This is a genomic window from Vibrio marinisediminis, from assembly GCF_014050145.1.
GTDB classification, from domain to species: Bacteria; Pseudomonadota; Gammaproteobacteria; order Enterobacterales; family Vibrionaceae; genus Vibrio; species Vibrio marinisediminis.
Genome location: NZ_JACFYF010000010.1, coordinates 51267 through 71612, shown reverse-complemented (window position 1 = coordinate 71612; position 20346 = coordinate 51267). Strand labels below are relative to the sequence as shown.

20 protein-coding genes are annotated in these 20346 nt (G+C 44.4%); 7 read left to right on the top strand and 13 right to left on the bottom strand.

Annotated features, from left to right (window positions below):
• The first annotated feature begins 5 nt into the window (after positions 1–5).
• Positions 6–782, top strand: coding sequence for a flap endonuclease Xni (gene xni / locus H2O73_RS15020; protein WP_182109684.1), 777 nt, complete (start codon positions 6–8; stop codon positions 780–782).
• A 75-nt stretch (positions 783–857) separates the two neighbouring features.
• Here xni and rlmM read toward each other — a convergent pair whose 3' ends face one another.
• From rlmM to pomA, 7 genes are all read right to left on the bottom strand, one after another.
• Positions 858–1949, bottom strand: coding sequence for a 23S rRNA (cytidine(2498)-2'-O)-methyltransferase RlmM (gene rlmM / locus H2O73_RS15015; RefSeq protein ID WP_182109683.1), 1092 nt, complete (start codon positions 1947–1949; stop codon positions 858–860).
• Positions 1950–2345 (bottom strand): DUF423 domain-containing protein, encoded by a 396-nt coding sequence (locus H2O73_RS15010; protein WP_182109682.1) that lies wholly within the window; start codon positions 2343–2345, stop codon positions 1950–1952. It abuts the gene before it with no gap.
• Positions 2332–2961 carry an alpha/beta family hydrolase gene (locus H2O73_RS15005; RefSeq protein ID WP_182109681.1) on the bottom strand — a complete coding sequence of 210 codons (630 nt, stop codon included), beginning with the start codon at positions 2959–2961 and terminating at the stop codon, positions 2332–2334. The genes H2O73_RS15010 and H2O73_RS15005 overlap by 14 nt, the downstream gene beginning before the upstream one ends.
• On the bottom strand, positions 2951–3865 hold the full coding sequence (locus tag H2O73_RS15000; RefSeq protein WP_182109680.1) for a transcriptional regulator GcvA: 915 nt from the start codon (positions 3863–3865) through the stop codon (positions 2951–2953). The genes H2O73_RS15005 and H2O73_RS15000 overlap by 11 nt, the downstream gene beginning before the upstream one ends.
• A 388-nt stretch (positions 3866–4253) precedes the next feature.
• Positions 4254–5702 (bottom strand): tRNA uracil 4-sulfurtransferase ThiI, encoded by a 1449-nt coding sequence (gene thiI, locus H2O73_RS14995; RefSeq protein ID WP_182109679.1) that lies wholly within the window; start codon positions 5700–5702, stop codon positions 4254–4256.
• A 164-nt stretch (positions 5703–5866) separates the two neighbouring features.
• Complete coding sequence (locus H2O73_RS14990; RefSeq protein ID WP_182109678.1) at positions 5867–6814, bottom strand: flagellar motor protein MotB; 948 nt, start codon at positions 6812–6814, stop codon at positions 5867–5869.
• Positions 6815–6823: 9 nt separating this feature from the next.
• Positions 6824–7588 (bottom strand): flagellar motor protein PomA, encoded by a 765-nt coding sequence (pomA, locus tag H2O73_RS14985; RefSeq protein ID WP_182109677.1) that lies wholly within the window; start codon positions 7586–7588, stop codon positions 6824–6826.
• 294 nt (positions 7589–7882) lie between these two features.
• On the opposite strand from pomA, the gene xseB reads away from it, so the two are divergent.
• The 3 genes from xseB to dxs are packed head-to-tail and all read left to right on the top strand — an operon-like array spanning position 7883 to position 10916.
• Positions 7883–8125 carry an exodeoxyribonuclease VII small subunit gene (xseB, locus tag H2O73_RS14980; protein WP_182109676.1) on the top strand — a complete coding sequence of 81 codons (243 nt, stop codon included), beginning with the start codon at positions 7883–7885 and terminating at the stop codon, positions 8123–8125.
• Positions 8126–8145: 20 nt separating this feature from the next.
• A complete protein-coding gene (ispA, locus tag H2O73_RS14975) occupies positions 8146–9030 on the top strand; it encodes a (2E,6E)-farnesyl diphosphate synthase (protein WP_182109675.1) in 885 nt (294 codons plus the stop codon).
• 20 nt (positions 9031–9050) lie between these two features.
• On the top strand, positions 9051–10916 hold the full coding sequence (gene dxs, locus H2O73_RS14970; RefSeq protein ID WP_182109674.1) for a 1-deoxy-D-xylulose-5-phosphate synthase: 1866 nt from the start codon (positions 9051–9053) through the stop codon (positions 10914–10916).
• A 74-nt stretch (positions 10917–10990) separates the two neighbouring features.
• Here dxs and H2O73_RS14965 read toward each other — a convergent pair whose 3' ends face one another.
• The 3 genes from H2O73_RS14965 to H2O73_RS14955 all read right to left on the bottom strand — a co-directional run bounded on the left by H2O73_RS14965 (position 10991) and on the right by H2O73_RS14955 (position 15294).
• The gene (locus tag H2O73_RS14965; RefSeq protein WP_182109673.1) at positions 10991–13963 is read right to left on the bottom strand and encodes a YncE family protein; all 2973 of its coding nucleotides are present in this window, start codon (positions 13961–13963) and stop codon (positions 10991–10993) included.
• Between the two features lie 305 nt (positions 13964–14268).
• On the bottom strand, positions 14269–14991 hold the full coding sequence (gene truC / locus H2O73_RS14960) for a tRNA pseudouridine(65) synthase TruC (protein WP_182109672.1): 723 nt from the start codon (positions 14989–14991) through the stop codon (positions 14269–14271).
• Entirely contained in the window at positions 14992–15294 is a 303-nt protein-coding gene (locus tag H2O73_RS14955) for a YqcC family protein (protein WP_246335940.1), read from the bottom strand.
• 88 nt (positions 15295–15382) lie between these two features.
• On the opposite strand from H2O73_RS14955, the gene H2O73_RS14950 reads away from it, so the two are divergent.
• Positions 15383–16420, top strand: coding sequence for a DUF3549 family protein (locus tag H2O73_RS14950; protein WP_182109670.1), 1038 nt, complete (start codon positions 15383–15385; stop codon positions 16418–16420).
• A gap of 24 nt (positions 16421–16444) precedes the next feature.
• Positions 16445–16744, top strand: coding sequence for a DUF3301 domain-containing protein (locus H2O73_RS14945; RefSeq protein ID WP_182109669.1), 300 nt, complete (start codon positions 16445–16447; stop codon positions 16742–16744).
• Here the strand turns inward: H2O73_RS14945 and H2O73_RS14940 are convergent.
• A complete protein-coding gene (locus H2O73_RS14940) occupies positions 16692–17210 on the bottom strand; it encodes a GNAT family N-acetyltransferase (RefSeq protein WP_182109668.1) in 519 nt (172 codons plus the stop codon). The two genes, H2O73_RS14945 and H2O73_RS14940, sit on opposite strands and share 53 nt — an antisense overlap.
• A gap of 571 nt (positions 17211–17781) precedes the next feature.
• Here H2O73_RS14940 and H2O73_RS14935 point away from each other — a divergent pair.
• Positions 17782–18072: a hypothetical protein gene (locus H2O73_RS14935; protein ID WP_182109667.1), complete on the top strand. Its 291-nt coding sequence runs from the start codon at positions 17782–17784 to the stop codon at positions 18070–18072.
• Positions 18073–18159: 87 nt separating this feature from the next.
• Here H2O73_RS14935 and sucD read toward each other — a convergent pair whose 3' ends face one another.
• Both sucD and sucC read right to left on the bottom strand, forming a co-directional pair.
• Complete coding sequence (sucD, locus tag H2O73_RS14930) at positions 18160–19032, bottom strand: succinate--CoA ligase subunit alpha (protein WP_182109666.1); 873 nt, start codon at positions 19030–19032, stop codon at positions 18160–18162.
• Entirely contained in the window at positions 19032–20198 is a 1167-nt protein-coding gene (gene sucC / locus H2O73_RS14925; protein WP_182109665.1) for an ADP-forming succinate--CoA ligase subunit beta, read from the bottom strand. The genes sucD and sucC overlap by 1 nt, the downstream gene beginning before the upstream one ends.
• Between the last annotated feature and the right edge of the window lie 148 nt (positions 20199–20346).

Here is a 20346-nt window from a genome sequence, read left to right as displayed (position 1 = left end):
CCTTTATGTCTATTCATCTTGTCATTATCGATGCTCTAAACTTGATTCGACGCGTGCATTCTGTACAGCCTGATCCTAATGATATCGCTAGGACGATAGACACGACGAGCCGCACATTAACGCGAATTATCAACGAATCTGAACCAACCCATATCATCGCGGTGTTTGATCACCATTTACAAGATCGTGGCTGGCGCGCTGATATCTTGCCGGAATACAAACAAAACCGTAAGCCGATGCCTGAGCCACTGGTCCATGGCTTAGATGCGATTCAAGATGCTTGGTGGAAACTGGGCATTGATTCATTACTCTCAGAAGGTGATGAAGCGGATGATTTAGTGGCCACTTTGGCAATAAAAGTGGCGAGCCACAATGAAAAGGCGACGATCATTTCAACCGACAAAGGGTACTGCCAACTGCTTTCGCCCACCTTGCAGATCCGCGACTATTTCCAACACCGTTGGCTCGATGAACCCTTTATTGATAAAGAGTTTGGCGTAAAACCATCTCAGTTGGCGGATTATTGGGGATTAACCGGCATCAGCTCTAGTCAGGTGCCTGGAGTGGCTGGTGTGGGACCAAAAGCGGCGAAAGAAATATTGACTCAGTTTGCGGATATCGAGCAAGCCTACCTCAGTGATGAATTACCTGCTAAGTACCGCAAGAAGCTTGATCAACATATTGAAATGGCGAGAAAGTGCAAACAAGTCGCTGCATTAAAAACCGATATTGAACTTGGTTTTAATTTGCAAGATCTGCGCTATAGCGGTCCGAATCAATAAGCCCCCTCAGCTTCAAATTATCCTCATCACGAAAAAAGCTCCCATTGGGAGCTTTTCAGTTTAAGTGCGCAGAAATTAGTGCGGAGAGATGTTCGACAAACACTGAACATGCACGGTAATTTCTTCACGGTCATGATAGAGGTGTTTTGCTTGAAGCCTAAAATGCACGTTATTATCTTTTAGGAAGATCTTCAGGTTTTCAATATCTTGAAGCACTTCATCGTAACGACCTTTCATCGGAAGTTTAAGGTTAAAGATAGCCTCTTTCGCCCAACCACTGATGATCCATTCGCCCATAAGCTGTGCAACGCGCGATGGTTTCTCAATCATATCGCACACAATCCAAGTCACGTTCTTACGTTCAGGCTCAAACTTGAAACCATCTTTTTGATGGTGTTTCACCTGACCGGTATCCATTAGGCTCTGTGCCATCATACCGTTATCAACCGCATGAACGAACATTGAACGCTTGACCAATTGGTACGTCCAACCACCTGGACAAGCACCGAGGTCAACACACCACATGCCTGACGCTAAACGTTCGTCCCACTCATGACGAGGAACAAAAACGTGAAAAGCTTCTTCAAGCTTCAGCGTTGAACGACTTGGCGCATCCGCAGGGAACTTAAGGCGCGGAATACCCATAAAGAACTGTGAGTTATTGTTTGGTAGTGAGTAACCAATAAAACAATGACCTGGCGCGACAAAGCAGATATGCAAAACTGGCTTCTTCGCGTTCTCTTTATGCATCAAAGCACCTTTACCACGCAATGCTTGGCGCATTGGTACGGTAAATTTACGACAGAACTTTAATAGCTCTTTCGCTTCGTTGGTGTCTGGTGTCTCAATACGCAGATCGCCGCACATCGGCATGTTTTCACTCTCACTCAATTGAGAAAGAATTGGAGAAATACGATCTTCACGTGGTAGATCGGTCACTTCAGCTGCCACGGCAAACATTTGGCGTGCAAAAATGAGCGATTTAAAATCTAGCTCTTTAACTAGCTTTTGTGCATCACCTTGCTGGTAGCACTCAAACAGCACGTAACCAGAGTTCTTTTGTAAACGTGGAAAACCAAACACTTCCAGCGCCGTAGCACGGTCTTGAATTTCACCCGCACACTCTTTTTCAAAGCCCGAACGGCAATAAAGCATCAGTTGTTTCACTTACTTACCTCTTTTGATCTGTAGTGCTGCAAAAACGAACAGTGCCCAACCAAACATGAAGGTTATGCCACCGAGAGGAGTGATAGGTCCAAACCACTTCACACCCGTCAGCGCTAAGGCGTAGAGACTGCCGCTAAAACAAAAGATGCCGATGATAAAGCAAATTGCCGCGATGAAAAAATACTTTTGCGCTTTTGCGCCAAGATTCATTAGCAGCAGCAGACCACAGATAATAATAGCAGTGGCATGAATGAACTGATATTGAACCCCAATGGAAAAAACATCCAACAAATAAGGGGATAACATCTTCTTCAATCCATGAGAGGCAAACGCCCCCAAAGCCACACCAATACCAGCGAGTACGCCGCCAAAGGCGATCAAATTATTTGCTCTCATTACTCACCTCAAAGATAAACTTTGTCAGCACGTCAATCACTAATGCAATATTACTCGCTTCAGTATGACCGGAACTTTTGCGGGGCTTAAAGCTATGGTCGCCATCCGGTATAAACACCGTTTGTACACTACTTGAAAACGTAAACTCGGAAAATTCTTCCCGTTTTCCAAATGTATCTCGTTCGCCCTGTAAGATTAAGCAAGGCTTTGCCAAGCTCGCTAATTGTTCGCCTTTGTATTTCTCAGGTTTACCGGGCGGATGAAATGGAAAACCTAAGCAAGCAATGCCAGAGACCAATGAATGGTCACCCAATAAGCTTGCCATACGCCCTCCCATCGACTTACCGCCAATTACTATCGGTGCATCGGTGTGCGCTGCAATCACCTGTTCAAAAGCTTCGAGCAATTTCGGTGCTCTATCTGGTGGACGTTTTTTGCCATCTTCCGCACGCTTCACCATATATGGAAAATTGAAGCGTACGACTTTGATGCCATTATTGGCTAAACCGATGGCAATCTGCTGCATGAAGCTATGATCCATGCCCGCACCAGCACCATGTGCAAATATGAATAATGGCGTATTACTCTCGCCATCAATTAAGACGCTACTCGTCATCTTCCAGCAATTCCTCTTGCTCACTTTGCGCTTTGGCTAGCATCCAATCACGGAAAGTGGCAATACGCCCCATGTCAGCTTGTTTTTCATGACAAACCACATAAAAAGCATTCTTCGATACCAGCACTTCATCAAAAGGAGCGATTAAGCGCCCCGCTTCTAGCTCTGGTTGCGCCAGTACATTGTTACCTAGGGCAACCCCTTGTCCATGAGCCGCAGCCTGCAGAACCATCGTTGAGTGGCTAAAAATTGGGCCGTGATTTAGGTTAACCCCATCCACACCATGGAACTTGGCAAAATGCTTCCAATCTTTACGTGAAGTATCGTGCAGTAGCGTGTGGTTTTTTAAGTCACCAAGCTCAGCAAGTGGCTTAGGGCCCAATAGCAATGAAGGTGAACAAAGTGGGATTAGAAATTCTTGATATAACTTATCTGCGCGAAGACCGGGCCAATTCCCGCGACCATAGTAGATGGCAACATCGACATCATCAGTCAATGAGCCTTCTTCAATATCCACCGCTTTGATTCGCACATCAATATCAGGCTCTTGCTGATTAAAGTCAGCTAAACGTGGCACGAGCCATTGAATAGCAAAACTTGGCGATAAACTAATCGTTAGTGCACCTTTTTCGCTGCGCTCTAACACCTTATCGGTCGCCTCAGCTAAAGAGGTAAAAATGTCTTTTATGTCGAGGAAGTAGCTTTGCCCTTCTTCTGTTAACAGTAAAGAACGGTTGCGACGACGAAACAGTTTTAAACCCAGGAATTCTTCTAACGCTTTGATTTGATGGCTAACTGCGGCCTGAGTCACAAATAACTCTTCTGCTGCTCGGGTGAAACTCAGGTGTCGAGCGGCCGCTTCAAACACCTTTAATGAGTTCAAAGGCGGTAGTCTTCTGGACATAAGGAGCCCTCAATATATTGGATTAGTTTTTTTTATCTGAAACATTATAAAATGTCCATTGCCTGACGACCAGAGAAATTCTATATTTCATTCCGCAGCACAGGCCTGAACGGCTTGGTTTCTAACCAATTGGCTTTGTTGTTGCGATGTTGTGTTTGCAAACTCGTATTTCGAGTTAGGTAGTTTTCTACCATAATTTTGCTTCATCAATCCCAGAAGCAAAATGTATACTTCCTGTATTTATTTTGACCTGTCTGTCAAATTTTTTAGCACCGCCTAATGGCGGTGTTTTTTTATATCAAAATTTCACCCATTCCCCAATGACAGACATAAAAAAACAGACTCTGAAGAGTCTGTTTTTATTCAATTTAGCGAGGTGGGTTACTTATTACGGACGGTAAACCTTCACGTTAGCAAATCCTTGCTCTTGTAGGTAAAGAGCTTGCAGACGGCTCATTACACCACGGTCACAGTACAGTAGGTAAGTTTTGCTTTGGTCTAAGTCGCCAAATTGAGTAGCCAGTTTGTAGAAAGGTAGGTGTTTAACTTCAACGCCTTCAATCTCTAATGGGCTCTCATCTTCTTCATCTGGGCTGCGAATATCCAGTACGATAGCATGCTCTTCAACCGCTTGAACTTGCTCAACTTCTGGTGCTGCTTTTTCCGTTTCTTTTGCAATATCACGGATATCCATTTGACGAGCTTCTTCAACCACACGATCTAGGATAGAGAAGTCAAAATTCGCTTCTTCCGCTTCTAGTTTGCCTTTTACCGCTTTAACAGTAGGCTTCTTAGAGATCACACCACAGTATTCTGGCATGGTCTTCGCGAAATCTTCAGTGCCAATCTTGCGCGCTACATCGATGATGTCTTCTTTGTCCCAGTTGATCAGTGGACGCAGAATCAATGTATCTGTCACGTTGTCGATATGACGTAGGTTAGTTAGAGTTTGGCTTGATACCTGCCCTAATGCTTCACCCGTAACAAGCGCTTGAATGCCAAATTTCTCAGCAATCTGACCCGCCGCACGCATAAACATACGCTTAAGCACCACGCCCATTTGGCCGTCATCAACTTTCTCTAAGATTTCTGCCACAACTGGCTCAAAATCAACCGAGATAAAGCGTACTTTTGCTGAAGAGCCGTACTTGTTCCATAGGTAGTGAGAAACTTGCTTCACACCAATCTCGTGCGCTGGACCACCAAGGTTAAAGAAACAGTAATGGACTTTAGAGCCACGTTTAATGTGCAGGTAGCTTGAAACACCAGAGTCGAAACCACCAGAAATTAGGCTTAGTACGTCTTCTTGAGTGCCTAGAGGGAAGCCTCCAAGACCTTTATGACGAGCAAGCACCTGGTTTAGTTTGTCGTTTGATACTTCTACGTTAATTGTAATATCAGGCTTATGCAGTTTAACGCGTGCGCTTTCAACCGCTTGGTTCAAGCCGCCGCCAACATAACGTTCTAGCTCAATAGAAGTAAAGTCATGCTTACCACGACGTTTAGCACGTACTACGAACGTTTTATCAACGATCAATGAGCCGCTTAGCTCAAGTACTTGCTCATAAATATTGTGTAGATCCGTAAAATCAGATTGCTTCACTTCCAATACATGATGAATACCCGGCGTGTGCGTTAGGATCTCTAACACCTCAGCGTGGTATTGGTCGCTTTCTGAAGTCACTTCGATATGGTCACGACGGTTAAATACCGCGACAGACTCGGTACGAAGCTTGATAATGTTGCGAATGTTACACTCAAGAATCTTTGTGAAGCGCTTGCGCACCGACTCACTTTTTACAAAAATTTCTGGATGGGGCTTTACAATAAATTTCATACTTCACTTCACTGGTTAACAGTTTTCGCAATCATCACTAATGTGCCGGTTAATTTGGCTACCATTGCACATAGGACCTTAAGGGCGCAAGATTATACATGATGAAATGTTCATAAAAAAGACGAGCGTGATGCTCGTCTTTTTTGTGTTGCTTTTTTAAGCACTTAATTCTGCGTCGCAGGGACAGTTTCACTATAAAGTGGCTCACCTTGCATAACACTGATTTCGACTCGACGGTTCCGAGAACGCTGCAACTCCGTATCATTCGGACCAAGCGGCTCAGTATCTGCCATACCTCGTACGCGCAATCGTTGATGAGAGAATCCACGAACTTTCTCCATCTCTTGCGCGACGGACACCGCTCGCTGAGCGGACAAATCCCAGTTCGAGCGATACAGCTCCGAGTCTAGTCTTTGATTGTCGGTATGTCCGGATACACGAACAATGCCGGGGACATCTTTGACTAAATCCGCCACTTGGCGAACGAGCGGTCTGAATTTAGGCTGTAAGAAAGCAGAACCTGCAGGGAAAGCGCCTTGCTCTCGAATCCGAATCACGATCTGTTGACCTAAATTTTCAACTTCGATCGCTCCTTGGTCAATCTCGCGCTCCAGTGCTTTCTTAATGCTTTCTGTCAATGTCTCCATATCTTGAGACGCTTGTGCGGATTGTTGTTCCTGCTTATCTGTTTCTGAGTTTTGATTATCCTGAGTAGAGGTTTCTGGTGATTGCCCCCCCGTTAACTTACCTTTATCTCTTTGTGTGCCGCCCGCTCTGTCCGACTCACCTTCATGAAACTCTAACGTTTGCTGAGTGATATCAATTGTTTGCTGCATGATAACATCAATAGGCGTCGGCTCTGGTCGCCCAGGACGGAACTCTTGCGCGATAATGCTGGTCCCTTTGGGAATATCTTTAACTTCTAAGCGGTTTTGTACACCAAAAGCAAACTTCATCGAACCAGCGATTTGTTTAAACTTCAGCACATCCATTTCCGAAAATGAAAGCAGCAGTACGAAAAAACACATTAGAAGAGTCATTAAGTCTGAAAATGTCGTCATCCACAATGGGGCGCCAGGCGGCGGACATTTGCAGTCGTTATCATCATCCATAGCGTTTCCTTACTGGTTATCTACGTCGAGGGCACGCTTACCTTCGTTAAGGTAGTTTTTCAGGTAACTATCAATAACACGTGGGTTTTGACCATCTTGAATAGCGAGTACGCCATCCATGATCAAGCGACGATTGAGCTTTTCTTGCTCTCGGCGTAAAGACAGTTTGTCGGCGATAGGGAAAAACAACATGTTGGATAGCACGGCACCGTATAAGGTTGTTAACAATGCTACCGCCATTGCGGGACCGATAGATTTCGGATCATCCATGTTGGATAACATCGCAACCAAACCAACCAAGGTACCGATCATACCCATCGCTGGTGCTACGTCGCCAAATGCTTTAAATACGCTGGTGCCTTTTTCATGGCGCTCATCAGTCAGAGAGATATCTTTTTGTAATGCAGAGCGCACCACATCGGCATCGTGACCATCAACCAGTAAATCGATGCCTTTTTGCATAAAGCTGTTAGAAATTTCCATCTCTTCCAATGCTAGGAAGCCACCTTTACGCGCTGCATCCGCCATTTCTACAATTTTAGCAATCAGGTCTTCTGGCTCATCCGCTTTAAACATGAAGGCTTTACCAGCAATCTTAGCCGCACCAAAAAATTGCCCAGCCGTGAACTTCATCAACACTATGAATGCAGAACCACCAATTACGATAAGTATCGACGTAACGTCGACGAACATCATAATACTGCCGCCTAGTAACATCGCCATGATAACGAAAGCGAAACCACCAATGAGCCCTATTAGCGTTGCTAAATCCACAAAGCACTCCTCATGCTAACCTATTACTCTATCTCTGGAATTATATCGGCAGGCTCGGTGAATCTTTAGCTTTTTATTGGTACCACACTCACAATATACCTAAATCAGCTTCCATTCTTGTTACTTAATGATTGTGTTGCACTATAAAATGGACACCTATCAACCAACGAAAATCTAATTGAGGTCAATTCTCGTCGTGCAATCTCGATTTTTATGACAAATATTATCGGTTAAATTTGACCATCATTAGCCGCTAAGGTAACTTTCGTGCATCTTTCCAAAACTAGAAAAATTATGGCGAGCAAGAAACCCGAAAATATGACCTTTGAAGCAACCATTGAAGAGTTGGATTCGATTGTTGAAGACCTTGAAAATGGTGACTTAGTTCTCGATGAGGCACTGAAAAAGTTCGAACGCGGCATCTCTTTAGCTCGTGCAGGCCAGACTAAGCTCAATGACGCTGAGCAGCGTGTTAGTATCTTATTGCAAAATGATGATAACGCACCACTTTCTGAATTTTCCCAGCAGCCTGAATAATATTGTTAGAAGATCGCTCTATGCTTGAGGCATTACTCTCGTTCCAGCAACGAAACAACCAACAACTCGAATCATGGCTAAGCCAGCTTCCTTACCAAAACCAGCCTCTTGTTGAGGCGATGCGTTACGGGCTATTGCTCGGTGGTAAGCGTGCTCGTCCTTTTCTTGTCTATATCACCGGACAAATGCTCGGATGTCAGGTAGACGAACTGGATACTCCGGCGTCAGCCGTTGAGTGCATTCATGCTTATTCCTTAATTCATGATGATTTACCGGCAATGGATGACGACGAACTCCGTCGTGGGCAAATGACCTGCCACATCAAGTTCGATGAAGCGACCGCGATTCTAACTGGTGACGCGCTGCAGACACTCGCGTTTACTATTCTTGCCGACGGCAAACTGAATCCAAATGCTGAGCCGCTGCGTATTAAGATGGTAAAGACATTAGCAGAGGCGTCTGGCGCTGCAGGTATGTGCATGGGACAAGCTCTGGATCTTCAAGCGGAAAATCGCTTGATAAGCCTTGAAGAGCTGGAAGAAATACACCGCAATAAAACTGGCGCATTAATGAAATGTGCTATTCGTTTGGGCGCGCTAGCGGCTGGCGAGAAAGGTGTAGAAGTAATGCCATTGCTTGATAAATACGCAGATGCGATTGGCTTGGCATTTCAAGTACAAGATGACATTCTTGATATAGTTAGTGACACCGAAACCTTAGGTAAACCTCAAGGTTCCGATCAAGAATTGAATAAAAGTACTTATCCAGCGCTGCTCGGTTTACAAGGCGCAATCGATAAAGCCGACAAGCTGTTACAAGAAGCACTTCAAGCACTCGATGCAATACCATACAATACAGAGTTATTGGAAGAGTTCGCCCGATACGTCGTCGAGCGCAAAAACTAACACTATAAGCGCGCATAATTATGACTCTTGATATTTCAAAGTACCCAACACTAGCACTGGCAGACACACCAGTAGAGCTGCGCAGCCTACCGAAAGATGTACTGCCAAAACTCTGTGATGAGTTACGCACTTACTTATTGAATTCTGTTAGCCAATCTAGTGGTCACTTGGCTTCTGGCTTGGGCACAGTTGAATTAACTGTGGCGCTTCACTACGTCTATAACACCCCGTTTGACCAGCTCATTTGGGACGTAGGTCATCAAGCTTACCCACATAAAATTCTGACTGGTCGTCGTGAACAACTCTCGACCATTCGCCAAAAAGACGGCTTACACCCATTCCCATGGCGTGAAGAGAGTGAGTACGACACGCTTTCCGTTGGTCACTCATCAACGTCGATCAGTGCCGCGTTAGGTATGGCGATCAGCGCGCACAAAGAGAACAACAATCGTAAAGTAGTGAGTGTTATCGGAGATGGCGCAATCACTGCTGGTATGGCTTTTGAAGCGATGAACCATGCGGGTGATATCCACCCTGACATGTTGGTGATTCTTAACGACAATGAGATGTCTATCTCGGAAAACGTTGGCGCTTTAAATAACCACCTAGCACAACTGCTATCTGGCAACTTCTACACTTCCATTCGCGAAGGTGGCAAGCGTGTTCTTTCTGGTGTACCACCGATTAAAGAGTTGGTGAGACGCACAGAAGAGCACCTGAAAGGTATGGTGATCCCAGGCACTCTGTTTGAAGAACTTGGTTTCAACTATATTGGTCCAGTGGATGGCCATGATGTTAATGAGTTAGTAAAAACGCTCAAAAATATGCGAGAACTTAAAGGTCCGCAGTTCTTACACATCATGACGAAGAAAGGCAAAGGCTATGAACCTGCGGAGAAAGATCCGATTGGTTACCATGGTGTGCCTAAGTTCGACCCAAGCCATTCAAGCTTACCAAAGAGCAGCAGCAGTAAACCGACTTTCTCAAAGATTTTCGGTGATTTTCTTTGTGACATGGCAGCGCAAGATCCTAAACTGATGGCGATTACGCCAGCGATGCGTGAAGGCTCTGGCATGGTTCGTTTTTCTAAAGAATTCCCTGATCAATATTTTGATGTTGCGATTGCAGAGCAGCATGCTGTCACACTAGCGACAGGCATGGCAATTGCGGGTAACCGCCCTATCGTCGCAATTTATTCGACCTTCCTTCAGCGTGGCTATGATCAACTGATTCACGATGTCGCAATCATGGATCTGCCTGTCATGTTCGCCATCGACCGTGCAGGTTTGGTTGGCGCTGATGGTCAAACTCACCAAGGTGCATTTGATATTAGCTTTATGCGCTGTATTCCAAACATGGTGATCATGACACCAAGTGACGAAAATGAATGTCGTCAAATGCTCTACACTGGTCATACTCACTCTGGTCCAAGCGCCGTGCGTTACCCTCGAGGCAGCGGCATGGGGACAGCCATTGAACAAGAGTTTAGTGCGTTAGAAATTGGTAAAGGTCGTATGATCCGCCATGGCGAAAAAGTGGCGATTCTAAACTTCGGCACCTTTATGCCAAGTGCACTTGAAGCGGCGGAAGCTCTTAACGCTACGGTTGCAGATATGCGTTTTGCTAAACCACTTGATCATCAACTTATCAAACAGCTTGCCGCTGACCATGATGTACTGGTGACGCTTGAAGAAAACGCGATTGCTGGCGGTGCAGGTGCCGGGGTAATTGAGTTTATGATGCAAGAGAAGATCCTTAAACCTGTACTTAACTTAGGTTTACCCGATCGCTTTATTGCACAAGGTACACAAGAAGAGTTGTATGCTGATCTTGGTCTAGATGCGAAAGGGATTGAACTCTCTATTCGCAACTACTTAGACAAATAATCGCCCAGCGAGCAATAACACTCATGCAAATTGAAAAAGCCCTCTTCCGAGGGCTTTTGTTATTCTACAGGCTATTAATTGTAGACGTAACTGCGAACGTGTGAGCCTAATAACCAATGGTTACCATTTTGCACTCGGACTCGTTCATCTTGAACACATTGACCTAAATCAGTCTGGAAACCCATGCCATAGAAGTCTGCGTGATAAGTGCTGCACAGCGTTGCACCTTGAGCATCAACTACCGGCTCCCCATGTGAGTCAGGTTTATGTAGCGATAACCAATCAAACTGGTTCACAGGCGAAACAATCTCCGCTTTGCTGCCATCTGATTTTTGGAAGTAAAGCGCATCGCCACCGATACAAGTGCGATCACCATTTTCTTCTTGTTTGACATGACCATAAAGCAATACGCTTTCCTCACCATCGACAAAGTCAAAGCGACAAGCATATTCATTCTTACCTTCAACATTGAATCGAGCTAAGATTAAGCGCTCTTGTTTGCTTAATTCTGCCAAATCAAATGCACTGCTATTAGCAAACCAACCTTGAGGCATAGTAGAGAAGCTCATAAAGTAAGTATCGACCGTATTCATGTGCGTATCGGCACGGTGGGTACGACGCCAGTCTTGAATAGGCTCATAAAGCGCTGCTGCATTTTCCGTTTTGTAGAAACCGTTAATACTGTCATCCATGTACGGCAAATCACCTTTACGAATATGGTAATTGCCCAGCGCATGCATAAACGGCTGCCAACCAAACCAGCTTGCCGCAAAACTTGAACCATCAGGGAAGGATGTTTTGCCATCCGAACCATGACCAAATTCGTGCGGAACGATTTCCCATTCACCATAGTAGTGAGAGTAGAATGTTGGCGTAAATACGCCGTAGCCAGATAAGCCACCTAAACCACCATAGTTCACCACGCCTAACTGAATCTTATCGCGCGTGAGCATGCCATCGTAATAATGCTGATAGTCTTCAGCGGTGAACACATCTTCTTGGCTTCTCGGCCCTGACATATCATGACCAAATACGGTGTTGAAGTTAAACCAAAGATGCTTAAATTCTTCCTGCGACATCATGTAAGCAAAGTTGGTCATTATGACCATCCACTCACGTGCGTACAGACCGTTAATAGGTAGCCAGTTGCCGCCCCAATCCGGCGCAAACACTAAATTCCAATTAGGTTTTAATGTCATTAATACTTGAGCGAACTTATCGGTGTCAGATGAAAAACGGGTCGTCAGTGCCGCTTTCAGATCTAAGCCACTATCAACAAACTCACTTAAATCAAACACACCATCTCGATTCGCACTATTAAATTGCTGCTGCTCACCAAACGCTGATAGCGGTAGGATGATTTGAGTAAAGGCAGGAATTCGGTCAAAGTTACCCAAGGTAAACCATTTATTCAGACCATTAAAACGCATCTCGATATTAATATCAGTCAGGTCTTGCGCCACATAGCTGGTAATTTTAATCATCTCGTTGTCGAGCAACTCTGTTTTCACCAGTGAGTTAACCCTTACTGAACGCTGATCTTCATTGATTAATGTTTCGTAGCTTTCATCATTTTGCAGAATTTTATTAACCGACATTGTTGGCAGAGAGTCAAAAGCGATCTTAGTCGTTTTTACGCTGGTATCTGCAACAAACTGAATCGCCTTATTTTGATGACGAGCAATGGTCAACGCTTCGTCGTTCGCCAGCACCATATGCTGTTCAGTCAATGCGATATCGCGGTGATTACCAACAGCGATCCCGCTGATTTGCTCAATCGTTTGCGTGGTGTCCGTTAACTCAAAATCATTAGCTACGAAGTCCGTAACGGTCTGGAAACGTAACTTCGTCCGCTCGCTGACCATCAAGTTGCCATTGAATAAGTCGATTTTTTGAATACCAGAACTCACCACTTTTAGGGGTTCAAGTGGCGTCTCAACACTCTGTTCAATTTGGGTGATATCGTAGATGTAGTATTCTCTGCCCATCACATTGGCAATCAAGTAATCACCAATTACATGCATTTGCACTTTACGATACGTATCAATGCCATTCCCGAAACGCAATGAAGCATAGCGACCTAGTTGACCATGATTGTCAGCCGTCGCATCTTGTTGGCGGTAAACATTAATGCCCTTTGCATCAGAAACAAAAATATAGTCTTGGTTTGCTGCTGAAGCTTGAGCATGAACAATGGCATTCTCACCAGTCCATGAACCGGTTCCCAGAGACATGATATGGGCGTGATCATTGGTCAAATCAAAGATATCGACACGGTTTGAAGAGAGCGATGACACATACAGTTTATCATCATGCACATTCAGTTCAGTGATAACATTGTAAGCATGGTGAACGCCATCTTTCTCATAGCCATCGATGGTGCCTAATAGCGCTTTAGTCTCAATGTCATAAATGCTAACGGTCCCTTCTCCGCCTTTTGAGTGCGTCACGTAAACACGATTTTGGTAAGCTTCTGCTGCTGTTACTTCAAAGCCATTTTGAGTGAACTCCGTCAAATCAATCTTTTCCGGCTTAGCAATGAAGGCGACTTCTTTGTCAAAGTCGTTAAGTGAGCAGCTATCCAACTCCATCTGTACATGTTCAAACTCACCATTTTGAGCAACAAAACCACGTGGTAAATACTCTAATAGACAGCCTTTCCCCCAGTCATAGTTACCGAAGTTCTTATTAACGATGACCACACCGCCATCAGCCCAAGTTAATTCCCATGACGAGTCTAAGAAATCAAACACATTACGATAATTCGTTTCGTCGTAAAAATCCGGGAATGATGCGTCAAAGTAGATATAGTTATCTTTGGTCAATCGGTAGCGAGTATCGTTAACCATGATGTAGCGTACACCATCTTCGGTGATGACATTGCTTTCATCTGATGCCAATAGGCGTAACGCTTCAGCGCGTTCATTTATCTGGCTGTAAGCTTGCTGATACACATCAATAAAGTAATCGTTCTCTGCATTCGCAAAGCTCGGTGCTGAAGCGATAAGGCTCGCACCAATCGCGCAAGACAGGAGGGTTTTCTTCATTACATTTCTTCCACAAAAAATCGTGCTATCACGAATAGAAATCAGGCGATGCATCTCGGCCGAAGATACGCTATTGAAATAGAGAACTAAGCGAACCTAATCTCATATGCTGCGAATTCTAAACGGAAGAAATTGATGCTGAATATTGTTTTTTACCGATTGATAGGCGGTATTTATAGAGTTATGAATCAACATCTCAAAAATGAAACAAATATTTCCAGATATCGTTACCTTCGAGATAAGAACGGATTGATAGGTATGGAACAAATGGAAAAAACCCAGCAAATCCGCTGGGTTTTTAAAAACTACATGGGAAGCGACCACTCAAATGTATGACTTAATGTCTGCCAAACATCATCAAAACCCGCTTGAATAATCACTGTTTCACCACTAAATGGATGAACAAATTCTAAGCTTGAAGCATGTAATAATAATCGATGTGCATCATAGACTTCACGGAACAATTTATTGTGCTTACCGTCGCCATGGGTCGTATCCCCAACGATTGGATGGCGTAGATGAGCCATATGACGGCGCAGTTGGTGTTTACGACCTGTATGTGGGCTCAATTCCATTAAGCAGTAACGGGTAGTTGGAAAGCGTCCTGTTGAGTGTGGCACTTCAACCTTGGCAAGAGGCAAATAGTCCGTTACCGCTTCTTGCGCTTCTTTCTCTTCGCTAGCAAATTTATCGGCTATTTTATCGAGTTCGACTTTCAGCGGGTAATCGAGCGTGCCGCCTTCTTCAATCCAACCACGAACAATTGCATGATACGTTTTTTTCATCTCATGGTTAGCAAATAACGGCATCACGTGCGAGGCAACTTCACTCGATAGCGCAAAAATCAACACACCAGAAGTGGGTCTATCCAGTCGATGGAGTGGAAAGACATGTTGCCCTATTTGATCACGTAACGTTTGCATCACAAACTGAGTTTCATGTCGGTCCAACCAACTGCGGTGTACCAACATGCCTGCGGGCTTGTTAACCGCAACAAAATACTCATCTTGATAAACGATTTCTAGCATTTACGCGCCCTCTTGATCGATTTGACCAATCACCACCAGCAATGTGGCGTACTCACTATTTTGTCGCCAACACTCTTCAAAGTATGGCGTTATAGCAAATCCTTTAGGTAATGGTTGCTCAGCCTTTATCAATGCACGCATGCGTGGTAAAAAGATCCACTGCAACCACAGCTGAGGCTCAAGCGTATCTATCGCAAACGGCTGCTCACTCGCCAATAGTTGAGGTGAAGGTGAGGTTTCTTGCCATAACTGAGCTTCATGAAGTTGCTGTTCTAGCTCATCAAGCAAAACCTTGAGCGGCATATCTTGTTTCATTTATCTTTATCGATGACCTTGAAATTAGCCTATAGAGTACCATTTATATGGTAAAGAAAGTTAGGAAAACTCTTCCATGGATACCATTCATACCCTCAGTGATTTACTACACAATAGCGACTGCCAATTTAAGATCTTCGATCTAGGACGTCGCATTAAGACCATCGATAACCAAACCTTTCAACTGATTGAAAAAGGTCAACAGCCCTATCCATTTCCATTACAACGTAAGGCGCACATAGCCATCGCTTATTGGAATGAAACAAAGCAGCCTTGGATTTGGTTCTTAAAGTTTGAGCTTGATGAGCGAGGTCTATTAAAACAGGCGGATGTAGGTAACTTTATCAAGTTTGTCGTGGAAGCAATGGGAACTCGCTTAAATCAAGAGATGAGCGAAGAACAACAGAAAAAGCTGGCGAATAATCCATACACTTACAAACCTGCGGAAGACAAAATGTCGGTTTTCCACAGCCAGATCCGCGCCGAACTTGACCTGCCATGCAGTCAATATTACGAGCACGCACAGCACTATTTTAAAGGTGGTCTTGGCTGGCAAAACTGGCAAACCGTTGGCTTACAAGGTATTACTGATATATGTGCCCGACTTGGCAAAGAGCAAAATGGTGTCGAATTGCGCAAAGCTCTTTCGCATTTACCCAATGAACCACTGTACGGACTGCTAGGCGCTCTTGAACACACTGATTTACCAGAGAAACTTGCACAACGTATTGCTGAACTAACTCAAGCTCAAATCGACAGCCAAGAGCCTGATCTATTCTTACTGTCAGCACTTATTCGAGCTCTCTCTGGTGCCGACAATGCTTTGGCACTGCCACTGCTACACCAAGTTCTACAAAGCCCTCGCTTAAGCCATCAAGAAGTACTGATTGGCATTGCCGGTCGCAGTTGGCACTTACTGGCCGATGCCAAGACCGCTGAACTGTTTTTGCTTCGATTAGCACAAACAGGCAATCAGAACCTATTTAATCAGTTATTTGCTGATTTGGTGATGTTACCTGAGCTGCGAATGGTATTACTGCCTTTACTGCACTCTTCGCCTTCTGCGGAACTGGCGACGGCTTTAGTTAACTTGCAGCAAGCGACAAAAGCTTAACCAGCATAATAACGGGCGATTGATATGATTTCTGATTTATTCGCGATTCTGTTGCTCTGCCTTGTGTGCATGTTGTTTTGGCAACAACGGCGTCAATCAGAGCTAGCCAAGGTGGCTATCCAGCGCAAGTGTGATCAACTTGATTTGCAGTTGATCAGCACCGCATTGAAAGCTCATAAAATGAAAACGCCAGACGGAGTCTGGCGCTGGCATACTATCTATCAATTTGAGTTTTCATCATTGGGTGATGACTGCTATCAAGGCGAATTAATTATGATTGGGTTTCAAGTATTCCACTTTCATTTACCGCCACATCGGATGTAAACCGATACTCAAAAAAAGGTCCATGGCTATCGCTGCTGAGACCTTTTTTTTCAAAACCCAATTTTTCCAGAATACGAATGGATGAAGGGTGATCGACATTTGATGTTGCTTTCACAGTGCTTATCGATAAGTCCCTAAGTGCTTTATTAAAGAAAGCACCCACAGCTTCACTCGCTATACCCTGCCCCCAATAAGCTTTATCAAAGATATAACCCAACTCAGGGGTCGATTGAATATCGCTAATAAAGATATGCCCAATATACTCTCGAGTCCGGCTATCAAGCACTGCGCGAGCATACAGAGCACGGTCACTCAATATACGCTCAAAGACTTCTCTAGCTTTAGACACGGTATAAGGACCATTCATCTGGGCTCGGTTTTTTACACAGCAATTAAGGACCACGAAATCCGATAGTAAAGAGTCGGTATAGGGCACTAGTAATACGCGTCGTGTGGCAATAGTCACAGATCTTCCTTGCTTTCAGCAAACTTGAATTAAGCTCTTCACTTCTCGAGTAAAAATGTTGAAGCCGATACGTTAGCCAACGATAAAAAATAAATGCATCAAACTTTGTTTTATAGTTATTCGTTCTAGTTTGATAATGTTGCTTTTAAAGGTATGAATTTAAATGGGAAACTTTAATGATCGGTCTGTAGTCACTCCTTTGCGACTTCTTCCTTGGACCACTTATTTTCCTTCTCGGTCGATCCGACAGCCAAAAATGTGAAGCACAAGCGTGTACCCACACTATTTTTTGAACGCACAATGTAACTGAAAAAACAAATCAAACAATGATCCAGTCCGCATTTTGCAATTTACAACCGATGATAAATCAAACGATATAATGTTAAATTTCAGGACGTTAAGCCATTAGCTTATTGTCAATTATATTATTATCTAATCTATATCTCACAAATTGCATGGTCAATCTCCTACAAGCATTTACCGATTATTCCATTCGCTTATTGCATTAGTTGAACGTAGAATTACACCATTGCACCGCTTGATGTGATGAAGTAAACAAGGAAGAGAAACAATGCTTACTAAAGATGTTAGCCAAGAACTTGAATTGGCAATTGAGCAACTCGTTCATGAAGGTAAAGAGCCAACCGTTGCTCTGGTTAAATCTCGCTTAAAATCATCGGTCCCAATGCCTGCCTTGATCTCCACGATTAAAAGCTGGAAGAATAGCCAACGAGTGCCTAAGGTTGAAATTCGTCAACCTCAAAAAGCTGAGGAAGACAGAGTTGCAAACTTGGAACAGCAGATAGCCCATTTAACCCAACGCGTTGAACAGTTGGAAGCCAAGCTAAACCAATCAAATTAGCCATGCCAAAAACAGTCTCATTCTAGAATGCAAAAAGGCTTGGTATTAAACCAAGCCTTTTCATTAAGTTATCTGTCGCTTACTAAGTTACCAACCGGTTACTTCACGTAGCGCCTTACCAATATCTGCTAGAGATTTCACCGTCTTAACGCCAGCTTCTTCTAGTGCTGCAAACTTATCTTCAGCAGTGCCTTTACCGCCAGAGATGATTGCACCAGCGTGCCCCATACGCTTGCCCGGAGGCGCTGTCACACCAGCAATGTAAGAAACTACTGGTTTAGTCACGTTGTCTTTGATAAATGCCGCAGCTTCTTCTTCCGCAGTACCGCCGATCTCACCGATCATCACAATCGCTTCAGTCTCTGGATCGTCTTGGAATAGCTTCAAAATATCAATGAAGTTTGAACCTGGAATTGGGTCACCACCGATACCAACACAAGTCGACTGACCGAAACCTTCATCTGTCGTCTGCTTAACGGCTTCATAAGTTAGCGTTCCTGAGCGAGAAACAATACCCACTTTGCCTTTCTGGTGGATATGACCTGGCATGATACCGATCTTACACTCATCCGGCGTGATAACGCCTGGACAGTTAGGACCGATCATCACAACGCCCGCTTCGTCTAAACGTACCTTGACATCTAGTAGATCAAGTGTCGGGATACCCTCTGTGATAGTCACGATTAGCTTCACGCCTGCATCAATCGCTTCTAAAATGGCATCTTTACAGAAAGGAGCTGGAACGTAGATGACTGACGCCGTTGCGCCTGTTACTTCTACTGCTTCACGTACCGTGTTAAACACTGGCAAACCTAGGTGAGTTTGACCACCTTTACCAGGTGAAACACCACCAACCATTTGAGTACCATAAGCGATCGCTTGTTCAGAATGGAAGGTACCCTGACCGCCAGTGAAACCTTGACAGATAACTTTGGTATCTTTATTAATTAGTACTGACATTATTTGCCCTCCGCAGCAGCAACGACTTTTTCTGCAGCTTCTGTTAGCGAGTTTGCAGCGATAATGTTTAGACCACTTTCAGCCAGTTTCTGTGAACCTAGCGGTGCATTGTTACCTTCAAGGCGCACCACAACCGGTACTTCAACGCCAACTTCTTCGACTGCACCAATAATGCCTTCAGCAATCAGGTCACAACGAACGATGCCACCGAAGATGTTCACCAAAACAGCTTTTACATTGCTGTCAGACAAGATGATCTTAAATGCTTCTGTCACACGCTCTTTGGTCGCGCCGCCGCCAACATCTAGGAAGTTCGCTGGCTGACCACCATGCAGATTAACGATATCCATGGTACCCATAGCAAGACCAGCACCATTAACCATACAGCCAATGCTACCATCGAGAGCAACGTAGTTTAGCTCCCATTGAGCCGCATGAGCTTCGCGCTCGTCTTCTTGAGACGGATCGTGCATTTCACGCAATTTTGGCTGACGGTATAGGGCATTAGAATCGATGTTGATTTTTCCATCGAGACAAACTAAATCACCCGAACCCGTAATCACAAGTGGGTTAATCTCAAGTAGCGCCAAATCATATTGAGCAAACATGTCACCAAGACCGATGAAGATCTTAACAAACTGTTTGATTTGGTCGCCTTTAAGACCTAGCTTAAATGCGAGTTCACGACCTTGGTAAGCTTGTGGACCAACAAGCGGATCAATCGCCGCTTTGTGGATCAGCTCTGGCGTTTCTTCCGCTACAGTTTCAATGTCCACGCCGCCTTCAGTAGACGCCATAAAGACGATACGACGAGTAGAACGGTCAACAACCGCACCTAAGTAGAGCTCGTTCGCAATATCCGACGCTTCTTCAACCAAAATTTTAGACACTGGCTGACCGTTAGCATCGGTTTGGAAAGTCACTAGGTTTTTGCCTAGCCATTTTTGCGCAAATTCTTTCACGCCTTCTTTTGTATCATGTAGTTCCACACCGCCCGCTTTACCGCGGCCACCAGCGTGAACCTGACATTTAACAACTTTTTTCTCGGTACTAATACGACCGGCTGCTTCGAACGCTTCCTGTGGAGTGTCACAAGCATAACCTTCAGGTACAGGCAAACCGAATTCTGCAAACAGCTGTTTGGCTTGGTATTCATGCAAATTCATTTTGATATTCCGTTTGTTTTTCCCTTAAGGGAATTATAATTTCCATGACGCCTAGTTGAATGATACGTATTCCATTCGCGGCATCTTCTCAAATCAATCGCAATAAGATTCAAATAAGACTAGACCGTTGAGCTAGTCTAGTCCCGTA

Excerpts from the sequence above, each read along its gene's own strand:
- xni (WP_182109684.1), top strand. The coding sequence starts at position 6 with ATGTCTATTCATCTTGTCATTATCGATGCTCTAAACTTGATTCGACGC.
- H2O73_RS15010 (WP_182109682.1), bottom strand. The coding sequence starts at position 2,345 with ATGAGAGCAAATAATTTGATCGCCTTTGGCGGCGTACTCGCTGGTATT.
- H2O73_RS15005 (WP_182109681.1), bottom strand. The coding sequence starts at position 2,961 with ATGACGAGTAGCGTCTTAATTGATGGCGAGAGTAATACGCCATTATTC.
- H2O73_RS15000 (WP_182109680.1), bottom strand. The coding sequence starts at position 3,865 with ATGTCCAGAAGACTACCGCCTTTGAACTCATTAAAGGTGTTTGAAGCG.
- thiI (WP_182109679.1), bottom strand. The coding sequence starts at position 5,702 with ATGAAATTTATTGTAAAGCCCCATCCAGAAATTTTTGTAAAAAGTGAG.
- H2O73_RS14990 (WP_182109678.1), bottom strand. The coding sequence starts at position 6,814 with ATGGATGATGATAACGACTGCAAATGTCCGCCGCCTGGCGCCCCATTG.
- xseB (WP_182109676.1), top strand. The coding sequence starts at position 7,883 with ATGGCGAGCAAGAAACCCGAAAATATGACCTTTGAAGCAACCATTGAA.
- ispA (WP_182109675.1), top strand. The coding sequence starts at position 8,146 with ATGCTTGAGGCATTACTCTCGTTCCAGCAACGAAACAACCAACAACTC.
- dxs (WP_182109674.1), top strand. The coding sequence starts at position 9,051 with ATGACTCTTGATATTTCAAAGTACCCAACACTAGCACTGGCAGACACA.
- H2O73_RS14965 (WP_182109673.1), bottom strand. The coding sequence starts at position 13,963 with ATGAAGAAAACCCTCCTGTCTTGCGCGATTGGTGCGAGCCTTATCGCT.
- truC (WP_182109672.1), bottom strand. The coding sequence starts at position 14,991 with ATGCTAGAAATCGTTTATCAAGATGAGTATTTTGTTGCGGTTAACAAG.
- H2O73_RS14955 (WP_246335940.1), bottom strand. The coding sequence starts at position 15,294 with ATGCCGCTCAAGGTTTTGCTTGATGAGCTAGAACAGCAACTTCATGAA.
- H2O73_RS14950 (WP_182109670.1), top strand. The coding sequence starts at position 15,383 with ATGGATACCATTCATACCCTCAGTGATTTACTACACAATAGCGACTGC.
- H2O73_RS14945 (WP_182109669.1), top strand. The coding sequence starts at position 16,445 with ATGATTTCTGATTTATTCGCGATTCTGTTGCTCTGCCTTGTGTGCATG.
- H2O73_RS14935 (WP_182109667.1), top strand. The coding sequence starts at position 17,782 with ATGCTTACTAAAGATGTTAGCCAAGAACTTGAATTGGCAATTGAGCAA.
- sucD (WP_182109666.1), bottom strand. The coding sequence starts at position 19,032 with ATGTCAGTACTAATTAATAAAGATACCAAAGTTATCTGTCAAGGTTTC.
- sucC (WP_182109665.1), bottom strand. The coding sequence starts at position 20,198 with ATGAATTTGCATGAATACCAAGCCAAACAGCTGTTTGCAGAATTCGGT.